Origin of the sequence: Bradyrhizobium sp. ISRA436 (genome assembly GCF_029910015.1) — a bacterium.
Classification (GTDB): domain Bacteria; phylum Pseudomonadota; class Alphaproteobacteria; order Rhizobiales; family Xanthobacteraceae; genus Bradyrhizobium.
Genome location: NZ_CP094519.1, coordinates 877697 through 900000, shown reverse-complemented (window position 1 = coordinate 900000; position 22304 = coordinate 877697). Strand labels below are relative to the sequence as shown.

18 protein-coding genes, 1 rRNA gene and 1 riboswitch (1 of these 20 cut by a window edge) are annotated in these 22304 nt (G+C 64.0%); of the genes, 10 read left to right on the top strand and 9 right to left on the bottom strand.

Going from position 1 to position 22304, the window contains the following annotated elements; all coding sequences use genetic code 11:
• A 16S ribosomal RNA gene (locus MTX23_RS04210) occupies positions 1-1224 on the bottom strand (it extends 265 nt beyond the left edge of the window).
• 856 nt (positions 1225-2080) lie between these two features.
• Between MTX23_RS04210 and MTX23_RS04205 the strand changes: the two genes are divergently transcribed.
• The 3 genes from MTX23_RS04205 to MTX23_RS04195 all read left to right on the top strand — a co-directional run bounded on the left by MTX23_RS04205 (position 2081) and on the right by MTX23_RS04195 (position 5045).
• Positions 2081-4147 (top strand): M23 family metallopeptidase, encoded by a 2067-nt coding sequence (locus MTX23_RS04205; protein ID WP_280975379.1) that lies wholly within the window; start codon positions 2081-2083, stop codon positions 4145-4147.
• A gap of 194 nt (positions 4148-4341) precedes the next feature.
• On the top strand, positions 4342-4704 hold the full coding sequence (locus tag MTX23_RS04200) for an SPW repeat protein (RefSeq protein ID WP_280975378.1): 363 nt from the start codon (positions 4342-4344) through the stop codon (positions 4702-4704).
• Between the two features lie 83 nt (positions 4705-4787).
• Complete coding sequence (locus MTX23_RS04195) at positions 4788-5045, top strand: hypothetical protein (RefSeq protein WP_280975377.1); 258 nt, start codon at positions 4788-4790, stop codon at positions 5043-5045.
• A 4-nt stretch (positions 5046-5049) separates the two neighbouring features.
• On the opposite strand, the gene MTX23_RS04190 is transcribed toward MTX23_RS04195, so the two are convergent.
• The 3 genes from MTX23_RS04190 to MTX23_RS04180 all read right to left on the bottom strand — a co-directional run bounded on the left by MTX23_RS04190 (position 5050) and on the right by MTX23_RS04180 (position 9378).
• The gene (locus MTX23_RS04190) at positions 5050-5460 is read right to left on the bottom strand and encodes a hypothetical protein (RefSeq protein WP_280975376.1); all 411 of its coding nucleotides are present in this window, start codon (positions 5458-5460) and stop codon (positions 5050-5052) included.
• Positions 5461-5958: 498 nt separating this feature from the next.
• The gene (gene clpB, locus MTX23_RS04185) at positions 5959-8610 is read right to left on the bottom strand and encodes an ATP-dependent chaperone ClpB (protein WP_280975375.1); all 2652 of its coding nucleotides are present in this window, start codon (positions 8608-8610) and stop codon (positions 5959-5961) included.
• A 201-nt stretch (positions 8611-8811) separates the two neighbouring features.
• Complete coding sequence (locus MTX23_RS04180; protein ID WP_280975374.1) at positions 8812-9378, bottom strand: helix-turn-helix transcriptional regulator; 567 nt, start codon at positions 9376-9378, stop codon at positions 8812-8814.
• 58 nt (positions 9379-9436) lie between these two features.
• Here MTX23_RS04180 and MTX23_RS04175 point away from each other — a divergent pair, with 58 nt between their 5' ends.
• Positions 9437-9952, top strand: a complete 516-nt coding sequence (locus MTX23_RS04175; protein WP_280975373.1) for a GNAT family N-acetyltransferase — start codon at positions 9437-9439, stop codon at positions 9950-9952.
• A gap of 56 nt (positions 9953-10008) precedes the next feature.
• Positions 10009-10800: an MOSC domain-containing protein gene (locus MTX23_RS04170; protein WP_280975372.1), complete on the top strand. Its 792-nt coding sequence runs from the start codon at positions 10009-10011 to the stop codon at positions 10798-10800.
• A 99-nt stretch (positions 10801-10899) separates the two neighbouring features.
• Here the strand turns inward: MTX23_RS04170 and MTX23_RS04165 are convergent, their stop codons facing one another.
• Positions 10900-11547: a TIGR02594 family protein gene (locus MTX23_RS04165; RefSeq protein WP_280975371.1), complete on the bottom strand. Its 648-nt coding sequence runs from the start codon at positions 11545-11547 to the stop codon at positions 10900-10902.
• 233 nt (positions 11548-11780) lie between these two features.
• On the opposite strand from MTX23_RS04165, the gene MTX23_RS04160 reads away from it, so the two are divergent.
• Positions 11781-12653: an alpha/beta hydrolase gene (locus MTX23_RS04160; RefSeq protein WP_280975370.1), complete on the top strand. Its 873-nt coding sequence runs from the start codon at positions 11781-11783 to the stop codon at positions 12651-12653.
• Between the two features lie 4 nt (positions 12654-12657).
• On the opposite strand, the gene metW is transcribed toward MTX23_RS04160, so the two are convergent.
• Together metW and MTX23_RS04150 are read right to left on the bottom strand one after the other, a co-directional pair.
• Complete coding sequence (gene metW / locus MTX23_RS04155; RefSeq protein WP_280975369.1) at positions 12658-13323, bottom strand: methionine biosynthesis protein MetW; 666 nt, start codon at positions 13321-13323, stop codon at positions 12658-12660.
• Complete coding sequence (locus MTX23_RS04150; protein ID WP_280975368.1) at positions 13320-14528, bottom strand: homoserine O-acetyltransferase; 1209 nt, start codon at positions 14526-14528, stop codon at positions 13320-13322. The genes metW and MTX23_RS04150 overlap by 4 nt, the downstream gene beginning before the upstream one ends.
• Positions 14529-14612: 84 nt before the next feature.
• A riboswitch (SAM riboswitch) is annotated at positions 14613-14692 on the bottom strand.
• Positions 14693-14857: 165 nt separating this feature from the next.
• On the opposite strand from MTX23_RS04150, the gene MTX23_RS04145 reads away from it, so the two are divergent.
• From MTX23_RS04145 to MTX23_RS04135, 3 genes are all read left to right on the top strand, one after another.
• A complete protein-coding gene (locus MTX23_RS04145) occupies positions 14858-15706 on the top strand; it encodes a chorismate mutase (protein ID WP_280975367.1) in 849 nt (282 codons plus the stop codon).
• Between the two features lie 87 nt (positions 15707-15793).
• A complete protein-coding gene (gene hisC, locus MTX23_RS04140; RefSeq protein WP_280975366.1) occupies positions 15794-16891 on the top strand; it encodes a histidinol-phosphate transaminase in 1098 nt (365 codons plus the stop codon).
• Positions 16892-16896: 5 nt separating this feature from the next.
• A complete protein-coding gene (locus MTX23_RS04135; protein WP_280975365.1) occupies positions 16897-17835 on the top strand; it encodes a prephenate/arogenate dehydrogenase family protein in 939 nt (312 codons plus the stop codon).
• Between the two features lie 702 nt (positions 17836-18537).
• Here the strand turns inward: MTX23_RS04135 and MTX23_RS04130 are convergent.
• Positions 18538-19683, bottom strand: coding sequence for a peptidase M15 (locus MTX23_RS04130; RefSeq protein ID WP_280975364.1), 1146 nt, complete (start codon positions 19681-19683; stop codon positions 18538-18540).
• A 385-nt stretch (positions 19684-20068) separates the two neighbouring features.
• Positions 20069-21256 carry a DUF2125 domain-containing protein gene (locus MTX23_RS04125; RefSeq protein ID WP_280975363.1) on the bottom strand — a complete coding sequence of 396 codons (1188 nt, stop codon included), beginning with the start codon at positions 21254-21256 and terminating at the stop codon, positions 20069-20071.
• Between the two features lie 110 nt (positions 21257-21366).
• On the opposite strand from MTX23_RS04125, the gene MTX23_RS04120 reads away from it, so the two are divergent.
• Positions 21367-21981: a gamma-glutamylcyclotransferase gene (locus tag MTX23_RS04120; RefSeq protein ID WP_280975362.1), complete on the top strand. Its 615-nt coding sequence runs from the start codon at positions 21367-21369 to the stop codon at positions 21979-21981.
• Positions 21982-22304: the final 323 nt, after the last annotated feature.

Genomic DNA, 22304 nt, shown 5'->3' with positions numbered 1-22304 from the left:
CGAAGGGTCGCCCCTTAGCATCCCATTGTCACCGCCATTGTAGCACGTGTGTAGCCCAGCCCGTAAGGGCCATGAGGACTTGACGTCATCCCCACCTTCCTCGCGGCTTATCACCGGCAGTCTCCTTAGAGTGCTCAACTAAATGGTAGCAACTAAGGACGGGGGTTGCGCTCGTTGCGGGACTTAACCCAACATCTCACGACACGAGCTGACGACAGCCATGCAGCACCTGTCTCCGGTCCAGCCGAACTGAAGAACTCCGTCTCTGGAGTCCGCGACCGGGATGTCAAGGGCTGGTAAGGTTCTGCGCGTTGCGTCGAATTAAACCACATGCTCCACCGCTTGTGCGGGCCCCCGTCAATTCCTTTGAGTTTTAATCTTGCGACCGTACTCCCCAGGCGGAATGCTTAAAGCGTTAGCTGCGCCACTAGTGAGTAAACCCACTAACGGCTGGCATTCATCGTTTACGGCGTGGACTACCAGGGTATCTAATCCTGTTTGCTCCCCACGCTTTCGTGCCTCAGCGTCAGTATCGGGCCAGTGAGCCGCCTTCGCCACTGGTGTTCTTGCGAATATCTACGAATTTCACCTCTACACTCGCAGTTCCACTCACCTCTCCCGAACTCAAGATCTTCAGTATCAAAGGCAGTTCTGGAGTTGAGCTCCAGGATTTCACCCCTGACTTAAAGACCCGCCTACGCACCCTTTACGCCCAGTGATTCCGAGCAACGCTAGCCCCCTTCGTATTACCGCGGCTGCTGGCACGAAGTTAGCCGGGGCTTATTCTTGCGGTACCGTCATTATCTTCCCGCACAAAAGAGCTTTACAACCCTAGGGCCTTCATCACTCACGCGGCATGGCTGGATCAGGCTTGCGCCCATTGTCCAATATTCCCCACTGCTGCCTCCCGTAGGAGTTTGGGCCGTGTCTCAGTCCCAATGTGGCTGATCATCCTCTCAGACCAGCTACTGATCGTCGCCTTGGTGAGCCATTACCTCACCAACTAGCTAATCAGACGCGGGCCGATCTTTCGGCGATAAATCTTTCCCCGTAAGGGCTTATCCGGTATTAGCTGAAGTTTCCCTCAGTTGTTCCGAACCAAAAGGTACGTTCCCACGCGTTACTCACCCGTCTGCCGCTGACGTATTGCTACGCCCGCTCGACTTGCATGTGTTAAGCCTGCCGCCAGCGTTCGCTCTGAGCCAGGATCAAACTCTCAAGTTGGACTTGAAACCTTGAACCGGCTGATCACAACGTTTGACGAGGTCCCACCATTCTTCGCCGGCCGAAACCGGCAAGCTGCCCACGATTCACATCGCTGGCAGCGATGGTGTAACCTTTAAAACGTGTACCGCCGAAGTCTTTCGTCCACTCTCAGAAGATGAAAGCCGAAGCTTTCAGGCATTCCGAGAGACGCAAGGACTCCGCCGTCCACGTTTCTCTTTCTTCATCTTCACTTGTCAAACAGCCCGGGATCTAGAGACCCCACACCCTATAGGGTGGTTCCGCCCTCAGCAACCGACGGTGAACCCCAGCCGACCTATACTAGGCCGACCGTTGCGTCACTCATCGAAGTGAGGAGCATCAAGGGCGCGAATGCTTGCCTTGGCCCCGAGGGCCAATGCAGCGCCGCGCTCAGTGGGTGCCTTATAGGCCGGCCCCTTCCGGCTTGTCAACGCCCATTGTCAGAAAATCGTCGCACGACGACGAACTTTTTTCAGGTGCGGAAAAGTCCCTGATTTTTGGGGACCTTACGCCGCACTTGAGCCACAATCCTGCGACGTTCTGACTATGGTTATGCACTGAACCGCGCGAAACCAGTGGGGGCTCGAGCGGTTTTTTCCGGGGGAGCTGGCGATTTCTCCATGAACCCGTCGCCTCTCCTCTTCACGGTCGAGCAACTTCGAGAGATCTGCACACCATTGACGTTCGAGATCACGGCTAGCTAAGGCCATCATCTCCAGGACTTCGATGCGTGGAGCTCGCCACGCTGCCGCAATCGCTCTCTAAAGGGCAAAGACGGAAGACGAGCGCGAGCCGGGGTCTATCGAATGTTGGTGGAATTTGGGGGGACACTGGGTTGAGCCAACGGGCGTCACGCGGCAGCGGCTATGGGCGCGAGACCGGGATGATCGATCTCGGCCACGAACCGCCGCTTTCCGTCGACGGTACCGAGGCTGCGGTGATCGATCGCCGCCGTGTTTCCGTTCAATGGTTCAGCGGCACGATTCTGACTGGACTATGTGGCGCGGCCCTCATCGGCGGCGCCGTTTTTGCGTCGCTCGACGGCGAGATGACATTCGCCAAGGTGCCCGAGCGCGTCGAAAGCGCGCTGCGCGGCGCTCTCGGCGCCAATGATCGCGTGGTCAGCTTGCACAAGGGCGATCGCTTGCCGCCACCGAGCGATTCATCCGCCTCCCGCATCTTGATGCGTGTCTCGACCGTGACCCGCGTCGGCAATCGCGACGTGATGCGGGTGCGGCCCTTTATCCGCATTTCCGGCAATCTCGCGATGACCACGAGCGATCTGTCGGCGAAGGTCCCGCCGTTCAACGCGCAGCGCCTTCTGGCCGACGTCGGCACCGACACGCCGGCCACGGCCGAGGACCCCAACAATCCCGAAGCGGTCGAGCCCGACGCCGAGGTCTCTTTCATCACCAAGGATCTGGGCAGCGTGCTGCCGAAGGCGAAGCTCGCCGCCGTCGTCCCGCTCGACGATGTTCTGATGCGGGTGCGCGACGCCGCCAACTGGCACGGCTCCGGCAGATCGGTGCGTTACACGCTTGCCAATGCCGCGGCCGATGCGACCGGCGCCTCGGACATGAGAATGGCCTACGCCACCGAGGGCAACGTCTCCGATCCCTATGCGGGCTTCGAGACCCGTGTGGTGCCGGAAAACGTCACCCTGCTGCCGAAGACCAAGGAGCAGGCCACCGGCGGCAATCCGGTCGGCGAGCGGGTCCACGTCGTCAAGAAGGGCGACACCATCGTCTCGATCCTGCGCGATCAGGGCGCGACGCCCGAGGAAGCCAAGGCGATCGCCGCGAATCTCGGTCCGCGCGGCCGCGACGGTGGCCTGAAGGAAGGCCAGAAGGTGCGGATTCTGATGGCGCCGGCCGCCCCGGGACCGGGCGTGCGGCTGCAGCCCTGGCGCGTGATCGTCGCCAACGACTCGGTCATCGAAGCCGTGGCCGCGCTGTCCGACATGGGCAAATACGTCGCCGTCGACGTGCAGAGCATGAACACGGTCACCGACACCGCTGACAATTCCAGCGACGACGACGATGAGGATGATGGCAGCGGCGTGCGGCTCTATCAGAGCATTTACGAGACTGCGCTGCGCAACAAGGTGCCGCCGACGGTCATCGAGGACATGGTCCGAATCTACTCCTACGACGTCGACTTCCAGCGCAAGGTGCAGCCCGGCGATTCCTTCGACGTGTTCTATGCCGGCGAGGACGAAGGCACGACGAGCACCGACAAGACCGAGGTGCTCTATGCCGCACTGACGGTGGGCGGCGAGACCAAGAAATATTACCGCTTCCAAAGTTCCGACGACGGACTGGTCGACTACTATGACGAGACCGGAAAGAGCGCGAAGAAGTTCCTAGTGCGCAAACCGGTCAACAACGCGATCATGCGCTCGGGCTTCGGCGCCCGGCGCCACCCGATCCTCGGCTATGTGAAGATGCACACCGGCGTCGACTGGGCAACCGCCTACGGTACGCCGATCTTCGCCTCCGGCAACGGCGTGGTCGAGAAGGCCGGGCTCGAGGGCGGCTACGGCAAGTATATCCGGATCAAGCACGCCAACGGCTACGAGACCGCCTACGGCCATTTGTCGGCCTTCGCCAAGGGCATGGAGGTCGGCAAGAAGGTGCGGCAGGGCCAGGTGATCGGCTTCGTCGGCTCGACCGGTCAATCGACCGGTCCCCACGTTCACTACGAAATCCTGGTCAACGGCCGCTTCGTCGATCCAATGCGCGTGAAACTGCCGCGCGGCCGTTCGCTGGAAGGCCCGATGCTGGCGGCCTTCGAAAAGGAGCGCGACCGGATCGACGCCCAGATGAACAGCCGCGGCAGCGCGCGCATCGTCTCCGACGCCACCGGCAGCGCCCCGATGGCGCGGTCCACCAGCAACCGCTGATCGTTCCCCCGGGGCCACACGGGCCGCCTGACCACGCCGCCGCGCTCCCTCTGGCGGCTGATTGCCGCGTCGAAACGCCCGCCGCCGGAGGCCCCTGGCGGCGGCGATTTCCGCCAAATTTCGTGGAACAAGACCGGAACCCGGACGGCGGTCGTCCAGTTAATTCGCAGGTGAAACCTCCAGTGGAGGGTGTCATGGAGAACTGGACGAACGCAAAGCTGTGTGACGTCGCGAACCTGATCCTCGGGGCGATTCTTTTCCTGTCGCCGTGGCTGTTCAAGTTCGACGGCGGAACGGTTTCCACCAACGCCCATATCGTCGGCATTGTCATGGTGATCCTTGCGATCGCCGCGCTTGCGGCATTTGCGGTCTGGGAGGAGTGGCTGAACCTCATCGTCGGGCTTTGGGCGCTGGTCTCGCCGTGGGTCCTTGGCTTCCAGGGAAGCACCACCCCGATGACCGTGCACGTGGTCATCGGCATCGCAGTCGCGATCCTTGCAGCGATCGAGCTCTGGGTAATGTCCCAGCATCCGCCCCGGCTCACGACGCACAGCTGAGGCATTGAACTCATGCATCCTTACCCGCCGGCCGGGTGGCCGGCGGGTAATGGCGTTTCTGTGCCCAATGAGGATTTGCAACCATGACCCGGCTCACCCGCGACGACGTGTTGAAGGCCGTCGGCTACGCCGACGATGTCACGATCGCCAAGATCATCGCCTCCGGCGCAACCGTCACCGAGCTCGCCGAAGCCAAGGCTTGGCTCGCCAATGACGAGCCGTTGATGAACGCCGGCAAGCCGCTCGCGACCGGGCGCGCTCGCGAGCTGGTCGATATCCTTTCCGAACTCGAGCCCAGCGAGGACGATGATCCCGCTTTGCCGAGCCCCCCGCAGGAATGACCGCCTACGGCGCGAGGCTTGCGCACACCAGGAACACGATTCCGATTGCAGTCAATCCGAAGGCGACTGCCGCGAGCGGCAGCAACATGTCGATCGTGGCATGGGTGCTGTTGAGCGTGCTTCCCCAGACCGCGAAATCGGCAGCGCGCCATTCGCGGAATGGGACCGTCTGCTGATGCGCTTCATGCGGACGACGATGTTTTCGCCAGATCAGCGATAGCAGCCACGGCAGCAGCACCGCGACAAACAGCAGCACACTGACCATCGCAAGCGAAAGCTCGATATCGTTCTTGCGATCGAACAGGAGCCACGCCGCGAGCGCAAACCATGCAACCAGGCCGGCGGCCAAGCCATAGACATACGGATGGAGCTCGTCATAGACGGGCCGGTTATGGGCGGTAAGTTCCCTGCTCATCAGATACACCTTTGAGAGGGATCGGCGGCGCGGTTTCGCGTAACGACGCGAGCACCCGGCCAATTCTGTTTTCGGGGGCAGCACAATGGGTGTTGCCGCGCCAGCCGATCGGACTGAATGGGAAACGGCCGCCGTCCGCCCGCGTTTCATTAAAAAACTTGGCGCCCCATGAGGAACCGCCGCGCGCGTGCGTAAGACTGCCCGACATCGGGAGATACACCGAAGAATCACCCGGCGTCGCTCGATGCAGCCTATCGCTAAAGCAAGATGAGTTTGGATCGAATCGGTTCGGCGACGGACGCGCTTTACCTCTCGCCGACGGGGAAAGGTCGATTTGCGCAGCAAATCGGGTGAGGAGCCGCGGCTCTAACGAGAGACCGTAACCCCTCACCCGGCGCTACGCGCCGACCTCTCCCAAGGGAGAGGTGAATCTCCGTTGCCGTTCCAGCTCAACCTAGTCTCATCACGCCTTAGACTGCATCGAGATTGGCGAGGTGATCAGTTCAGCTTGCGCTTCGGGACCGGCGCCTCGAACTGCACAATCTCGGCGGTGTTGGGCACCTGGCCGTTGAAGGTCAGCACGTTGCCTTTCTCCGAGATCACCACGCGATCGCCGTCCTTGACCTCGCCGGCGAGGATCATCTCGGCGAGCGGATCCTGCACGCTGCGCTGGATCACGCGCTTCAGCGGACGGGCGCCGTAGGCGGGATCCCAGCCCTTCTCGGCGAGCCAGTTCCGCGCCTTGGCGTCGAGCTCGAGCTCGATCTTGCGATCCTCGAGCAGCTTGGTGAGCCGCGCGAACTGGATCTCGACGATCCGGCCCATCTCGTTCCGCTGCAGGCGGTGGAACAGGATGATCTCGTCGATGCGGTTCAGGAACTCCGGCCTGAAATGCGCCCGCACGATGCCCATCACCTGGTCGCGGACCGCTGACGTGTCCTCACCCTCCGGCTGATTCACCAGCAATTCCGAACCGAGGTTCGAGGTCATGATGATCAGCGTGTTGCGGAAGTCGACGGTACGGCCCTGACCATCGGTCAGTCGGCCGTCATCGAGCACCTGCAACAGCACGTTGAAGACGTCGGGATGCGCCTTCTCGATCTCGTCGAACAGCACTACCTGGTAGGGCCTGCGCCGCACGGCTTCGGTCAGCGCTCCGCCCTCGTCGTAGCCGACATAGCCCGGAGGCGCGCCGATCAGCCGCGAGACCGAATGCTTCTCCATGAACTCGGACATATCGAGCCGGACCATCGCAGTCTCGTCGTTGAACAGGTCGGCGGCGAGCGCCTTGGTCAGTTCGGTCTTGCCGACGCCGGTGGGACCTAAGAACATGAACGAGCCGGTCGGCCGGTTCGGATCCTGCAGGCCCGCGCGTGCACGGCGCACGGCGGTTGCCACCGCATGCACGGCTTCGGCCTGGCCGACAACGCGCTTGGCAAGCGAGTCCTCCATTCTCAGGAGCTTGTCCTTTTCGCCCTCGAGCATCTTGTCGACCGGCACGCCGGTCCAGCGCGAGACGACCTGCGCGATGTGGTTGGCGGTGACCGCCTCCTCCATCATCCCGCTGTCGCTCTGCTTGCCGCCTTCCTTGGCCTCGATCTCGGCGAGCTTCTTCTCCAGCTCGGGGATCCGGCCATAGGCCAGTTCGCCCGCCTTCTGGAATTCGCCGCGGCGCTGCGCGTTGGCCAGCTCGACGCGGAGCGCATCGAGTTCACTCTTCAGCTTCTGCGCGTTGGAGAGCTTGTTCTTCTCCGCGCTCCAGCGCGCCGTCAGCGCCGCCGACCGCTCCTCGAGCTCGGCAAGCTCCTTCTCCAGCGTCTGCAGGCGGCTCTTGGAGCCGGCATCGCTCTCCTTCTTCAGCGCCTCCTGCTCGATCTTGAGCCGGATGATGTCGCGGTCGAGTGAGTCGAGCTCTTCCGGCTTGGAATCGACCTGCATCTTCAGCCGCGCCGCGGCCTCGTCCATCAGGTCGATGGCCTTGTCGGGCAGGAAGCGGTCGGTGATGTAGCGGTTCGACAGCGTGGCCGCCGCCACCAACGCGGAGTCGGCGATACGGACGCCGTGATGCTGCTCGTACTTGTCCTTCAAGCCGCGCAGGATCGAGATCGTGTCCTCGACCGTGGGCTCGCTGACATAGATCGGCTGGAACCGCCGCGCCAGCGCGGCGTCCTTCTCGACATGCTTCTGGTACTCGTCGAGCGTAGTCGCGCCGATGCAGTGCAGCTCGCCGCGGGCAAGCGCGGGCTTCAAGAGGTTGGACGCGTCCATCGCGCCGTCGGCCTTGCCGGCGCCGATCAGCGTGTGCATCTCGTCGATGAACAGGACGATGCCGCCCTCGGCGGACGAGACCTCCTGCAGCACGGCCTTTAGCCGCTCCTCGAACTCGCCGCGGTACTTCGCGCCAGCAATCAGCGCGCCCATGTCGAGCGACAGGAGCTTCTTGTCCTTCAGGCTCTCCGGCACGTCGCCATTGAGGATGCGCAGCGCCAGGCCCTCGACGATCGCGGTCTTGCCGACGCCGGGCTCACCGATCAGCACGGGATTGTTCTTGGTCCGCCGCGACAGCACCTGGATGGTGCGGCGGATCTCCTCGTCGCGGCCGATCACCGGATCGAGCTTGCCGTCGCGGGCAGCCTGGGTCAGGTCGCGGGCATATTTCTTCAGCGCGTCATAGGCGTTCTCGGCGGTCGCCGAATCAGCCGTGCGTCCCTTGCGCAGCGCATTGATGGCCGCGTTCAGGCTCTGCGGCGTGACGCCGCCCTTGCTCAGGATGGTCGCGACCTCGCTGTTCTTCTCGAGCGCGAGCCCGAGCAGCAGCCTCTCGACGGTCACGAAGCTGTCGCCGGCCTTGTCGGCGGCCTTCTTCGCCGCATCGAAGGCGCGCGCCAGCTCCGGAGACAGGTAGACCTGCCCGGCACCGCTTCCCGACACTTTCGGAAGCTTGTTCAGCGCCTCTTCGGTCGCTTTCAGGATCGCCCTGGAATTGCCGCCGGCGCGGTCGATCAGACCGCCGGCGAGCCCCTCGCTGTCATCCAGCAGCACTTTCAGCAAATGCAACGGCGAGAACTGCTGGTGGCCATCGCGCATTGCGAGCGACTGGGCAGACTGGATGAATCCGCGCGCGCGCTCGGTGTACTTCTCAATGTTCATTCGTTTTCCCTCGGCCTGCCGTCGTCACCCCTCAGGCATGACAACGGCATCTTCATTGGGTTTCCGCGGGCCGCATTGACGTTCCTCAATCGGCCTCTGGTCGTCGCCATCATTTCTTGGGCTTGCCGCAGATGTGGGCACTTGGTTCCAAAACGGAAGAGCCACAGCTCGCGATTTTTGCCCGGCGGTTACAATCGCGTGTCAGCGCCGCACGACGGCGACAAGGTAGCGGCAGGGCTGAGCACTCTCATTACGGAAGATGATGTCAGATGGCGGCCCGAGCTCGATACGGTCGCCCGCGGCAAGCTCGTGACGAGCCGCCCCCTCCATCAGGGTGAGGCGGCCGTCGATGACCCAGACCACCTGACGGATCAGGTGATAGGCGCTGGCGGGAAAGCCGACCTCCTGCCTGGCAGGAAGCTCGATCTCGACCAGTTCCAGCGGATTGGCAGGATGCAAGAACACCTGCCGCCGCAGATAGGCCGCCTTCGGATCGCGCCAGACGGGTTGATCCTTGGCGCGCTGCAGGCGGGAACCTTCTGACACCGCCGGCTCGAATAGCGCGGCCATGGTCAGACCATAGGCCGTCGCGATCCGCGACAGCGTCGCCGCCGTCGGGCTCGCCTCGGCCCGCTCGATCTTGCTGAGCATGGCCTTGGACACGCCGGCCCGGCCGGCCAGTTCCGCCAGCGACCAGCCACGGCCCTCCCGTTCGGCACGGACCCGCCTCCCGAGAGCCTCGTCAGCCTTGTCTTCTATAATTGACATGTTGTCTTATATAGTAAACGATCCGGTTGGTTCAAGAGGCCCGATTGAGGAACCTAAGATGACTATCCTCCCAGCTACCGAGCACGACATTCCCGCGATCACCGCGATCTACAACGAGGCGGTCGCCAACTCGAACGCGGTCTGGACGGAGAAGCAGGACACCGAGGCCGAACGGCTGGCGTGGATGAAGGCGAGACAAGCGCTCGGCTACCCGGTGCTGGTCGCCGCCGAGGGATCGACGGTCCTCGGCTACGGCACATTCGGCGACTTCCGGGCCTGGCCGGGCTACCGCTACAGCGTCGAGCATAGCGTCTATATCCATGCCGACCATCGCGGCCGTGGGCTCGGGCGCCTCATCGTCAACGAACTGGTGGCGGCCGCAACCGTGCTCGGCAAGCACGTCCTGATCGCCGGCATCGATGGCGGCAATCAGGCCTCGCTCCGGCTGCATGCTGCGATGGGCTTCGTCGAGGTGGCGCGCATGCCGGAGATCGGACGCAAGTTCGGCCGCTGGCTGGATCTCGTGTTCATGCAGCGGACCCTCGACACACCCGGAGCGCCGCGCGCCGACTAGCTGCCTTCCTGTTCCCGGAGGTTCTCCTCGCGCGTCAAACAAAGTAGAGGGGGCGGATGGACAACACACGCACCTCCTCCGCCAGGATCGCCGGCATCTACCGCTACCCCGTCAAAGGCCTCACGCCGGAGCCCCTGCCGCACGCGGAGCTAAAGGCCGGCCATACGCTGCGGTCCGACCGCCGCTATGCGATCGAGAACGGTCCGAGCGGCTTCGATCCGGCGGCGCCGAAGTGGCTCCCGAAACCGCATTTCCTGATGCTGCAGCGGGACGAGTGGCTGGCGCCGCTGCGTGCCCATTTCGACGACGACAGCCACGTGCTGACGCTGCGCCGGGACGGCGCGATGGTGGCCCAGGGCGACCTTGAGACCGCCGCAGGGCGCGCGGCGATCGAGCGCTATTTCGCCGGTCACCATGCGGGCGTGATCAAGGGACCGCCCAAGGTGCTGGCGAGCCCTGGCCACAGCTTCTCTGACGTCGCGCGCAAGGTGGTCTCGATCATCAATCTCGCGAGCCTGCGCGCCATCGAGAGCATGGTGCAGGCGGCAGTCCATCCCTTGCGCTTTCGCGCCAACCTCTATGTCGAGGGCTGGCCTGCCTGGCATGAGGCCAGCCTGCTCGACCAGACCATCGCGATCGGCAGCGCGCGGGCCAAGGTGGTGAAGCGCATCACCCGCTGCGCCGCGGTCAATGTCGATCCCGAGACCGGTGTGCGCGATCTCACGATCCCGCAGACTTTGATGCAGCGCTTCGGCCACAATGAGTGCGGCGTCTATGCCGAGATCATTGCCGACGGCAGCGTCGCGGTGAATGACACGATCGCCGCCGAGCGGTCGACGCTGGTGTAGGTACGTCTCGTAGTCGCGTAAACCATCACTTTAGCCCCGAGACGCTGACGGTGGGTTTCGGTTCGCTCTACCCACCCTGCTCCGGCTCGCAATGACGGCTCAATTCGTGGGCATCACGTAGGCATAGATCCGGCCGCGCGACACCGGCGCCTCGCGGACGCGGTTGCCGTTATTGCCCGAGATCATGATCGGATTGCCCTTGGCGTCGATGCCGGTGATGATGCCGACATGACCGCCGCCGCGGCGGCTCATCACCGCGATGGCGCCGACCTGCGGACCCGAAACGCGCTGGCCGTATTTGGCGAACGAACTTGCCATGTCGGAGCCGGTGCCACGATAGCCGGACTCCTTCAGCACCATGTTCATGAAGCGCGCGCACCACAGGCTCGCGCGGCCGGTCGGATTGCCGCCGAGATAACGGCGCGCCTCGGCGACGAGGCCCGACGAGCCAAAGCTGCTTGTCTCCGTCACGCCGCCCGTGTTCGGCACCACGCTGGCATTGGCGTCGGCGAGATCGTGCGCCCGCATCCGTGCGACGCCGCGCTCCCAGCGCGAGAGGCGCACTGCATGGCGATAGTGATGATTGGCGTAATGGCGCGCGTGATAGCCGGCATGGGCCGATTGCGCGTGACGTGAATGGTGGGTGCGGGCGGAAGCTGGAGCGGCGGACACGACGGCGACAGTGAGCGACCCCAGAGCCAGTGCGACAAGACGAAGCGACCGGCAATACGCAAGCAACTGAATCATACTTTCACGAGATCCTCTGTAACACCCCCAAATCCCCATCGTGTTCCCTGCGGAACACGGCGAGGGTTTTGAAAATCGAGATGTGGCGAGAGGAAGGCTTCTTGCGGCGCTGCAGAAACGATTTCTGGGTTATTCCGCGCAAATTCCGTGACGAAAAGAGAATCAGAGCTACCGCATTGCGGCCCCGGGAATTAATTGCAAATCTGGCGCCGGCCCACGAGAAGGAATTTCAAATGCCCCACGCCGTCACGAAAGATAATGTCCGCCTCCATTTCGAAGAGGCGGGCAGCGGGACGCCGATCATTTTCCTGCACGAGTTCGCCGCTGATCACACCAACTGGGAACCGCAGATGCGGTACTTCTCGCGCGGGCACCGCTGCATCGCCTATTCGGCGCGCGGCTACACGCCGTCGGACGTGCCGCCGAATGCCGACGTCTACACCTACAAGCATTTCTATACCGATGCGCTCGCGGTGCTCGACCATCTCGGGATCGCGAAAGCGCATTTCATCGGCCTTTCGATGGGCTCCTACTCGTCGCTGCAGATCGGCCTCAATGCGCCGGAGCGCGCAATCTCGATGACGCTGGCCGCCGTCGGCTCCGGCTCCAGCCTGGAAAATCTCGATGCCTTCCGCGCGCAGTGCCGCGCCAATGCCGAGCAGTATGAGTCGATCGGATCGGTCGAGGTCGCGAAGGTCACGCGCGAGGCGCCGAGCCGGATTCCGTTCCTGCTGAAGGACCCGCGCGGCCATGCCGATTTCTACGCCGCCCTCGCCCGTCATGACGCCAAGGGCTCGGCTAACACGATGCGCAGCTTTCAAGGCGGCCGGCCCTCGATCTACACCATGACAGAGGCGATCCGGCGTGTGCCGACGCCGGCGCTGATCCTGTGCGGCGACGAGGACGACAATTGCATCGAGCCCAGCATGTTCCTGAAGAAGCATCTGCCGGCGGCGGGCCTCGCCTTCTTTCCGAAGTCGGGCCACGTGCTCAACCTGGAGGAGCCCGCGCTGTTCAACGAGATGGTCGAACGCTTCATCGCGCTGGTCGAGGCCGGCCGCTGGCCGGTGCGCGATCCGCGCTCGCTGGTGGCGGCGCCGGTGTGAACCGTCACTTCCCCTTCTCGCCGCGGCTGAGCAGGAACACGCCCTGCTCACCGAACATGTTCCAGACCCACCAGGGCAGATTGAGCGGCACCGGGCGGCCGTAGAGATCGAGCGCGACCGCGCGCTCCATCTTGCCGTTGATCTCGTCGCAGAGCTGGACGAAGTCCTTGATGGTGCAGAAATGGATGTTGGCGGTGTCGTACCAGGTCGCTGGCAGGTTCTCGGTGCGCGGCATGTGACCGCCGATCAGGAGCTGCAACCGCATCTTCCAAAATCCGAAATTCGGGAACGAGACGATGGCGCGATGGCCGATGCGCAGCAGATTCTCCAGCACCACCTTCGGCTGCCGCGTCGCCTGCAGGGTCTGCGACAGGATCACGTAGTCGAAGGCGTCGTCGGGATAGTTGACGAGGTCGGTGTCGGCATCGCCCTGCACCACGGCGAGCCCCTTGGCCACGCAGCGGTTGACCCCCTCGCGCGACAGCTCGATGCCGCGCCCGTCGATGCCGCGGCTCTCCAGCAGCTCCAAGAGGTCACCGTCGCCACAGCCGACGTCGAGCACGCGGGTGCCGGGCTGAACCATGTCGGCGACCAGGAGATGGTCAGCGCGGTAGCTTCCGGTTCGCTCGGGCGCGACGCCGGGCAGCGGCAGGGTTTGCTGGATGCTCATGACTTGTCGTCGCCATTTCCAAGCCCGCGCGCCTTGCCTGCGGCCTGCAGGAAGGCGCGGGAGATATCCAGGAATTCGGGCACGTCGAGCAGGAACGCGTCGTGGCCCTTGTCGGTCTCGATCTCGGCGAACGACACCCGCGCGCTCGAGGCATTCAGCGCGTGCACCAGCGCGCGTGACTCCGAGGTCGGGAACAGCCAGTCGCTGGTGAACGAGATCACGCAGAAGCGCGTCTTGATGCCGGTGAACGCCTTCGCCAGCACGCCGTTGTGATCGGCGGCAATGTCGAAATAGTCCATCGCGCGCGTCAAATAGAGATAGCTGTTGGCGTCGAAGCGCTCGACGAATGACGAGCCTTGGTAGCGCAGATAGCTCTCGACCTGGAAATCCGCATCGAACGAGAAGGTCGGCAGGTCGCGGTCCTGCATCCGCCGCCCGAATTTGCGATGCAGCGCGGCGTCCGAGAGATAGGTGATGTGCGCGGCCATCCGCGCCACCGCGAGCCCGCGATGAGGATGCGTTTCCTCGTCGACATAGCGGCCGCCACGCCAGTCCGGATCGGCCATCACGGCCTGCCGTCCGAGCTCGTGGAAGGCGATGTTCTGCGCGGAGTGGCGTGTCGCGCAGGCGATCGCGAGCGTCGAGAACACGCGCTCGGGATAAGCCGCGACCCATTGCACCGCCTGCATGCCGCCCATCGAGCCGCCGACCACGCAGAACAGCGTCGTGATGCCGAGACGATCGATCAGCATCGCCTGGGCGCGCACCATGTCGGGAATGGTGATGATCGGGAAATCCAGCCCCCATACCTTGCCGGTGACAGGGTTGAACGAGGCAGGGCCGGTCGAGCCCATGCAGCCGCCGATCACGTTGGAGCAGATGATGAAATATTTGCGCGGGTCGAGCGGCTTGCCGGCGCCGACCATGGTCTCCCACCAGCCGGGCTTGCCGGTGACGGGATGGATGTTGTTGACGTGCTGATCGCCGGTCAGCGCGTGACAGACCAGGATCGCGTTGGAGCGGTCGGCATTGAGCTCGCCATAGGTCTGGTAGGCGATCTGGAATGGTGCGAGATCGACGCCGCAATCGAGCCTCAGCGGCTGGTCCATGCCGAACTTCACCACCAACGACGAGGGATGATCGGCCTCATGGGCGCGATCATCCCTATTGATCGAAGGGCTCGGTATCGGACGCACGTTGCTCATCTAGGCGACCCCGCCTCCGCGCGGGAGGCCTCGAACGAGAATCAGGCCATAAAAAACCCGGCCTGAACAAAGGTTCGGCCGGGAGCTGATCTGTCCCCGGCCTGTTTAGCGAGTTGTTTAACGTGGCTGCAAGCCGGCCGGCTCAAATGACCACGGAAGTGCAGGGAAACTAGTCCTCGGCCCCCGTGTCGTCAAGGTTCGCCTCGCCCTCACCCCATGGTTAACCCGATCGCGCAAGGCACGCCTGCGACGTTTCTCTTTGCTTTCGGCGGCCGTCTTTCCTAATCAGGGACACAGTCATCGGGCCGCCCGGATCACAAGGTTTTCAGATGTCCAACCCTCCCCCGTCGCCGCCTTCACTGCAGGAGTTGCGTAAGGAGATCGACGCAATCGACGAGCAGGTCCATCGCCTGCTGATGGCGCGCGGCGACATCATCGACCGCCTGATCCAGGTCAAGAAGACCCAGGAGGTCGGCTCGGCATTCCGCCCCGCACGCGAGGCCAGCATGATGCGCGAGCTGGTGAAGCGTCATCGCGGCATCCTGCCGCTCGACACCATCGAGAGCATCTGGCGCGTCATCATCTCGACGTTCACCTATGTGCAGGCGCCGTTCTCGGTGCATGCCGACGTCTCCGTCGGCGAGTCCGCGATGCGGGATTCGGCGCGATTCCATTTCGGCTTCATGGTGCCCTATGTGGCGCATTTCAGCGCGCAGGCCGCGGTCGATGCGGTGGCATCGTCCAAGGGCGACCTCGCGCTGGTCTCGGCGATCGCAAGCCGCACGCCGTGGTGGAACGCGCTCGAAGCCAGTGGCGCGCCAAAGATCATCGCGCGGCTGCCTTTCCTCGAGCGCGCCGACCACCCCGCCGCGCTGCCGGTGTTCGTGGTCTCGCGGGTCGCCGACGATGCCATGGTGACGGAGGTCCAGGTGTGGAGCGTGCGCGTTTCCGGCTGGAACGCCGACGTCGCGCGCGCGCTGGCGCCGCTCGCCGAGATCGTCGCGGTGCCCGACACCGCCTTCGACGGCGCCGCGCTGCTGGTGTCGGTCGCGGGTACCGGCTTCGAGGCGATCAAGCTCGCCCTGATTGAGGCCGGCGCCTCGGTCCGCTCGTCGGCTCTCGTCGGCAACCACGCAACGCGCTATACGGTGCCTCCTGGCGGGTCGGCCAGAAGCTAAGCCGCCCGCCTCGGTTCTTGTTTTGACGCGTTTTCTTACGCGAACCGGTATCCACTTCGCTGGAAAGCGCTCTGTCCGGAGTTGATGATGTCCCGCCCCGTGCCGAACCCCGGCATCCTCGATATTGCGCCCTACACGCCGGGCAAGAGCCCGGTGCCGGAACCGGGGCGCAAGGTGTTCAAGCTGTCCGCCAACGAGACGCCGTTCGGCCCGTCGCCGAAAGCGATCGCGGCCTACAAGCACGCGGCCGACCATCTCGAGGACTATCCGGAGGGCTCTTCGCGCGTGCTGCGCGAAGCGATCGGCCGCACCTACGGTCTCGATCCCGACCGCATCATCTGCGGCGCCGGATCCGATGAGATCCTCAATCTGCTCGCGCACACCTATCTCGCACAGGGCGACGAAGCGATCTCGACCACCCACGGCTTCCTGGTCTACCCGATCGCGACCGTGGCGAACGGCGCGAAGAACGTGATCGCCGCCGAAAGCAATTTCACCGCCGACGTCGACGCCATCCTGAAGGTTGTGACGCCGCGCACCAAGCTGGTGTGGCTCGCCAACCCGAACAACCCGACCGGCACCTATCTGCCGTTCGACGAGGTCAAGCGCCTGCGCGCCGCCCTGCCGTCGCAGGTGCTGCTAGTACTCGACGCCGCCTATGCCGACTACGTCTCGCGCAACGATTACGAGTTCGGCATCGAGCTCGGCGCCACCACCGACAACACGGTGGTCACCCACACCTTCTCGAAGATCCACGGGCTTGCCGCGTTGCGCGTGGGCTGGATGTTCGGGCCGGCGCACATCGTCGATGCCTGCAACCGCATCCGCGGTCCGTTCAACGTCTCGACGCCGGCGATGCTGGCGGCCGCGGCGGCGATCGAGGACTCCGCGCATGTGCAGATGTCGAAGACGCACACCGAACAGTGGCGCAACTGGCTGACCGAGGAGATCGGCAAGCTCGGGCTGAAGGTGACGCCGAGCGTCGCGAACTTCGTGCTGATCCATTTCCCCACCGACAAGGGCAGGACCGCGGCGGACGCCGACGCCTATCTCACACGGCGCGGCCTCGTGCTGCGCGCGCTCAACAATTACAAGCTGCCGCACGCGCTGCGCATGACCATCGGCACCGAGGAAGCCAACCGCCTCGTGGTCGAGGGCCTGCGCGACTTCATGGCCGGAAGGTGAACATCGTGACCACAGCCCCGCTCTTCAAACGCCTCGCGCTGATCGGCTTCGGCCTGATCGGCGGCTCGATTGCGCGCGCTGCCCGCGCGCAAGGCCTGGTCGGCGAGATCGTCACCACCGCACGCTCGGAGAAGACACGCGCGCGCGTCGCCGAGCTCGGCATTGTCGATCAGGTCGTCGCGACCAATGCGGAAGCCGCGAAGGATGCCGATCTCGTCATCCTCTGCATTCCTGTCGGCGCCTGCGGTCCGGTCGCAGCCGAGATCGCGGCGCACCTGAAGCCCGGCGCCATCATCTCCGACGTCGGCTCGGTGAAGGGGGCAGTCGTGAAGGACATGGCGCCGCATCTGCCTGACGCCGTGCACTTCGTGCCGGCACATCCCGTCGCCGGCACCGAGCATTCCGGCCCGGATTCCGGCTTCGCCGAGCTCTTCATCAACCGCTGGTGCATCCTGACGCCGCCTGACGGCACCGATCCCGCCGCGACCGACCGGCTGCGCGCCTTCTGGGCCGCGCTCGGCGCCAAGGTCGAGATCATGACGCCGGATCATCATGATCTCGTGCTCGCGATCACCAGCCATTTGCCGCATCTGATCGCCTACACCATCGTCGGCACCGCTGACGAGCTGGCACAGGTGACGGAATCCGAAGTGATCAAGTTCTCGGCCGGCGGCTTCCGCGACTTCACCCGCATCGCGGCGTCCGACCCGACGATGTGGCGCGACGTGTTCCTCTCCAACAAGGAGGCCGTGCTGGAGATGCTCGGCACCTTCAACGAGGACCTGTCGAAGCTCACGCGCGCAATCCGCCGCGGCGACGGCGATGCGCTGTTCGACCATTTCACCCGTACCCGCGCAATCCGCCGCGGCATCGTCGAGATCGGCCAGGATTCCGCCGCCGCCGACTTCGGCCGGCCGCATGCGAATTTGGACAAGGCGGATTGACGCGATCCTTGTAGCCCGTCCGTCATTGCGAGGAGCGAAGCGACGAAGCAATCCATCTCTCGGCTCGTGGCGCCATGGATTGCTTCGCGGAGCCTGTCATCGGCGCGCGTTTGCGCGACCCGTTGGCTCGCAATGACGCGGTAGGATCGCGACCCCACTGTCAAAAAACGTCGCGGATACACATCCGCATTCTCGCGACACGATCTGTCCGAGTCTTGCATTTCGTTTCGCCGCTCTGATCGCAGAGGGCGCAGGGAAAGCCGGGTGCCGATCGCACCCATGGGTCCCGTGCAGTGAAAAAAGCACGGGAGGCAGGACCACAGGTGAAACCGGAGCAATCCCGGCCTTCCCTGCGCGATGGCTTTACGGCTTATACGTGCTCGCCCCGGCGAGACTGGGCTTTGTTGTCACCGTCTTCGCAAAGATGCGTTCCGCATCTTGCGAGGAGACACCTGCCACTAGGGCGTCAGGCCTGCACGACTTCACCGTCCGCCATCTGCCACGCTCGTCAGCCGTGACAGCGGCGTCCACCGCATCTCGACCCAACACTCGTGACGATCGCGAAGCGCCCCCTCAGGCGGGTGAGACGGGCTATTCATACACCGAGTTGGCATTTCCGGAAAACAGAAATATTTCTCACCCAAGGGCTTGACGGGTTTTACTGAGTTGCCCGTCGTGTTGAATTGTCGCACCCGCTTGCCGTCAGATCGTTCTCACCTTCGACGACTTTGCGGTTCTTCGACGTTTCACCGTGGCGTGCTTGGCCCGTGCAGCGGGCCGGTTGCGCATCTTCACGTCCAGTGCCGCTTGTTGCGTTTTGGCGCCATGGTTGTGAGCGGCATATTCCTTGCCGTCGATCGGAGCCGTGTGCGCCGGGTCCCGATCGAGATAGGGGCGCCCGACGCCAAACTCCCTTCCGTGCGCGTCGATCCATTTCCAGAGTTTTTCCGACGACCTCCATCGCTCGTCGCGTGTCGCACCGTCGACGCTGACAATGTCAGCCGCAAGCCCATGGCCGTAGCCGCCACGGAAGCTGCCGCCGTGATACGACCGGTCGCTGGCCGCCTTGAGGCCGCTTGCAATCGACTGCCGGTAGTCGTCGCGGAAGGCGCTGGTGATGCCGGGCGACAAGCCGGCCTGTTCCGCCGCGAGAAGCGCATGAAAGAGCTTCAGCTTGAAGGTCCGATCCATGCCTCCGACGACGTAATCCATCATGGGCATGGCGGCTCTCTCGGCCGCCTTCGCGTCCTTCCAGGCGAAATCCTCATCGACAAGCCTGGTGAACGTTCTGGTGAGCGTCACCATTTTCTTCTTTTTCCTGACTGTCACCGTCCGTTGTTCCGGCACCTTGATGGTGTCTTCCTTGGGCGTCCTTTGATAGAGCGCCCACAAATAGCGGTCGATGCAGACGTTCACGTCCCAGCACTCGTCGAGAATTTCGATGGAGCCCACCGTCTCCTTGGCCTCGCGAGACTCCGGGCCCGACGTGTTCGCCGTCGGCGCCTGAACCGGTTCAGTTTCCGGCGACACCGTCGGATCGGTCGATCTGGCCTCCACGGCGGCTTCCGGCTCGTGAGAGGTCGGCGCCGGGTCGACGGCCGCCACCGCTTCCGATCCGCCGGTGGTCACCACATTGGCGACATCGCCTGCGGCGGTCGACCTGGCAGTTGCCGGTGATATGGCAGGCACGGCATCGGCGACGGCAGGAGGTGCGCAGTAATCGTCAGCTGACGCGCTGATATTCTCGATTCCAGCCGAACCGAACGCCGCAGACCAGGCGACAATGCAACCGGGCAGAACGACTGTCCGGCACAACGCTGCCGCCCCGATTCGCCGTGCGTTCATCATCCCAGCCTCCAAAGGCTCCTCGGAGCCAGCACAGCCAAGCATGTGACGAGGCGGATTGTCGGGTCAGGGAATAGTCGCGCAATGGCGAAAGAGGGTTAACGATCCATATTTCCGGAGGATGTTGCCCGAATGCAACTCGCCTCCACTGACACTCGCCGCTGCGACGCGCACCTGCTGCCGTGATGGTGCCGCCGCAACGTCTCCGCAGCGTTGCGGGCTGACTCACGTGCGGTCCACTTCGCTCGAAAACGCGTCAGAACGGGTAGTAGCGGAGCTGGATCATGACGATGTGGTCGTCCGTCCTCGGCGCACCGCCGACACCAGGAAACGCGGCTGACGCTCCGGTTTCGCGAACGGCCTCAGCAATATGATCAATACTCATCGCTCAGAACAGCGGCGGAATCTGGCCGACCTTCAGCGGGCCCAGGAACACCGCGCCATCGGCGAAGCGGAGCGGGAAGCTGCGGGCCTTCTTGCCCTCGAGCATGGCCTCGGTGCCGAGCGAATTGATGCCTGCTGAAATGCCGGCATTGGCGTTCTGCTTGATCACCTTGCCGAGGCCGGGAATGGCGCGATCGAGCGCGCCGAACAGATTGCTGAGGTCCTGACTCTTCACACCAGGCGCGACGCGATCGAGCGTTGACTGCGGGACGCCGTCCTCCAGCATCTTGTCGATGCCGAGCGCGGGGATGACGCGCTCGAGGCCGGCGACGGTCATCTGCAGCTCGCCCTCGATGCGCCCCTGCGCGTTGAGACGCAAGGTGCCTGCGGCGACCGAGAGAACGTCGCCCTGCTCGATCCGCGACTGCATGATCTCCACGCTGCCGCCGGCCGCCTGGAGCTCGCGGAAACGGTCGGGCCACGGCTTGGGCGAAAGGTCCTTCAGCCCGTTCAGCCGCGCATGGATATCGGCGTTGAACGGCTGGGTGAGCAAGGGATGGATGTCCTGCAGGGTGCCGTTCGAGATCTGCAACACGGTTTCGATCGCCGGGCTGTCCGGCGTCGGCCCGTCGACCTGCCGGCCGTGGAGCTCGACATGACCCAAGCGCGCCAGCGGCACCGCCGTCGCGCCGCCAATGCGATCGAGGGCGAGATCGTCGAACACCAGCGAGGCGCGCTGCGGCACCGCCGGCAGCCCGACCACACTGCTGCGCCCCTTGCTCCAGTCGATCGATAGCGACGGCGACGCACCGTGCTCGCCGAGCGTCGCCGGCCCCTTGAATTCCGCGATCACGAGCCTGGGATCGTAGATCTGCGCGACGACCAGGATCTCGGCGAGCCGCGCGACAAACGACGTTTGCGGCGAGGCGGTCTGCGAGACCAGCATCACACTCGGATCCGCACAACGGATTTCCAGCCGGAACGGGTAACCGGCCACCGACCGCTTGCCGCAGTCATAGACCCGGCCGGCCCTCGCCTCCTGCGCGCGCCAGGCATCGGCCTGCACCCCCACTTGAGAGGCGGCATAGAACCAGAATCCGCTCCAGGCCACCGCGGCGACGAGGACCAGGACGGGCGCGATGTAAAGGCCAAAACGCGAGCGCCGGCGCGGCACGGAGGTCTTGTCGGACATATCGGGTCCTTTGGCGGGCGAATTTGTCAAAATCTAAGCAACAGCAAGCCGCGGAAACATCGCGGAATTTGCTTCGCCTCGGTGATTCGTTCTGCTAGCCCATCAACGCCATGGCAGCAAATAATCCCTCATCATCGGACCCGGATGACGCCGACCTCTGGGTGTTCGGCTACGGCTCGCTGATGTGGAAGCCGGGCTTTGCCTTCATCGAGCAGGTGCCGGCCCGGCTGATCGGCGAGCACCGCGCGCTCTGCGTCTATTCCTTCGACCACCGCGGAACGCCGGAAAAGCCCGGCCTGGTGCTGGGCCTCGACCGTGGCGGCGCCTGCCGCGGCATCGCATTCCGCGTCGCCGGCCACTTGCGCCACGACACCATCGGCTATCTGCGCGCGCGCGAGCAGACCACCAATGTCTACCGCGAGGTGATGCGCTCGGTGTGGCTCGAGAACGAGGCGCGGCAGCGAGTGAGCGCGCTCGCCTATGTGGTCGATCGCGGCCATGTGCAATATGCAGGACGGCTGTCGCTACCCGAGCAATTGCGCCTCGTGCAGCAGGGCCACGGCCGCTCCGGCAACAATCGCGACTACGTGCTCTCGACGGTCGCCTCGATCGAGAAGCAGGGCTTTCGCGACGCACAGCTGCACCAACTCGCCGTAATGCTGCACGACGCTCATCCGGCTCATCACCCCTTCTGGACACCAGAGAGGCGTAGGGCGGGTTCGTAACCCTCATGGTGAGGAGCGCGGAACGCGCGTCTCTGGACGATGCTTTGCATCGCCAGGCGAACCACGAGGCCCCATCTGTGGCCTACATCCTTCGAGACGCCCGCTTCGCGGTCTCCTCAGGAATTGAGGAGATACAACATTTATGACGCAGCAAGTTAGCGTAAGCGTAACCCCACCATCTTCCCCGCGCGGATATAGGTGGGTTTCGCTTCGCTCTACCCACCCTACAAACCTACCCACCTACAAACTGGCCGTGACGCCCATATCGGCGCGACGCGCGTATTATTCCAGCGATTGCTCCGGGGACACGACGCGCCTGCTCG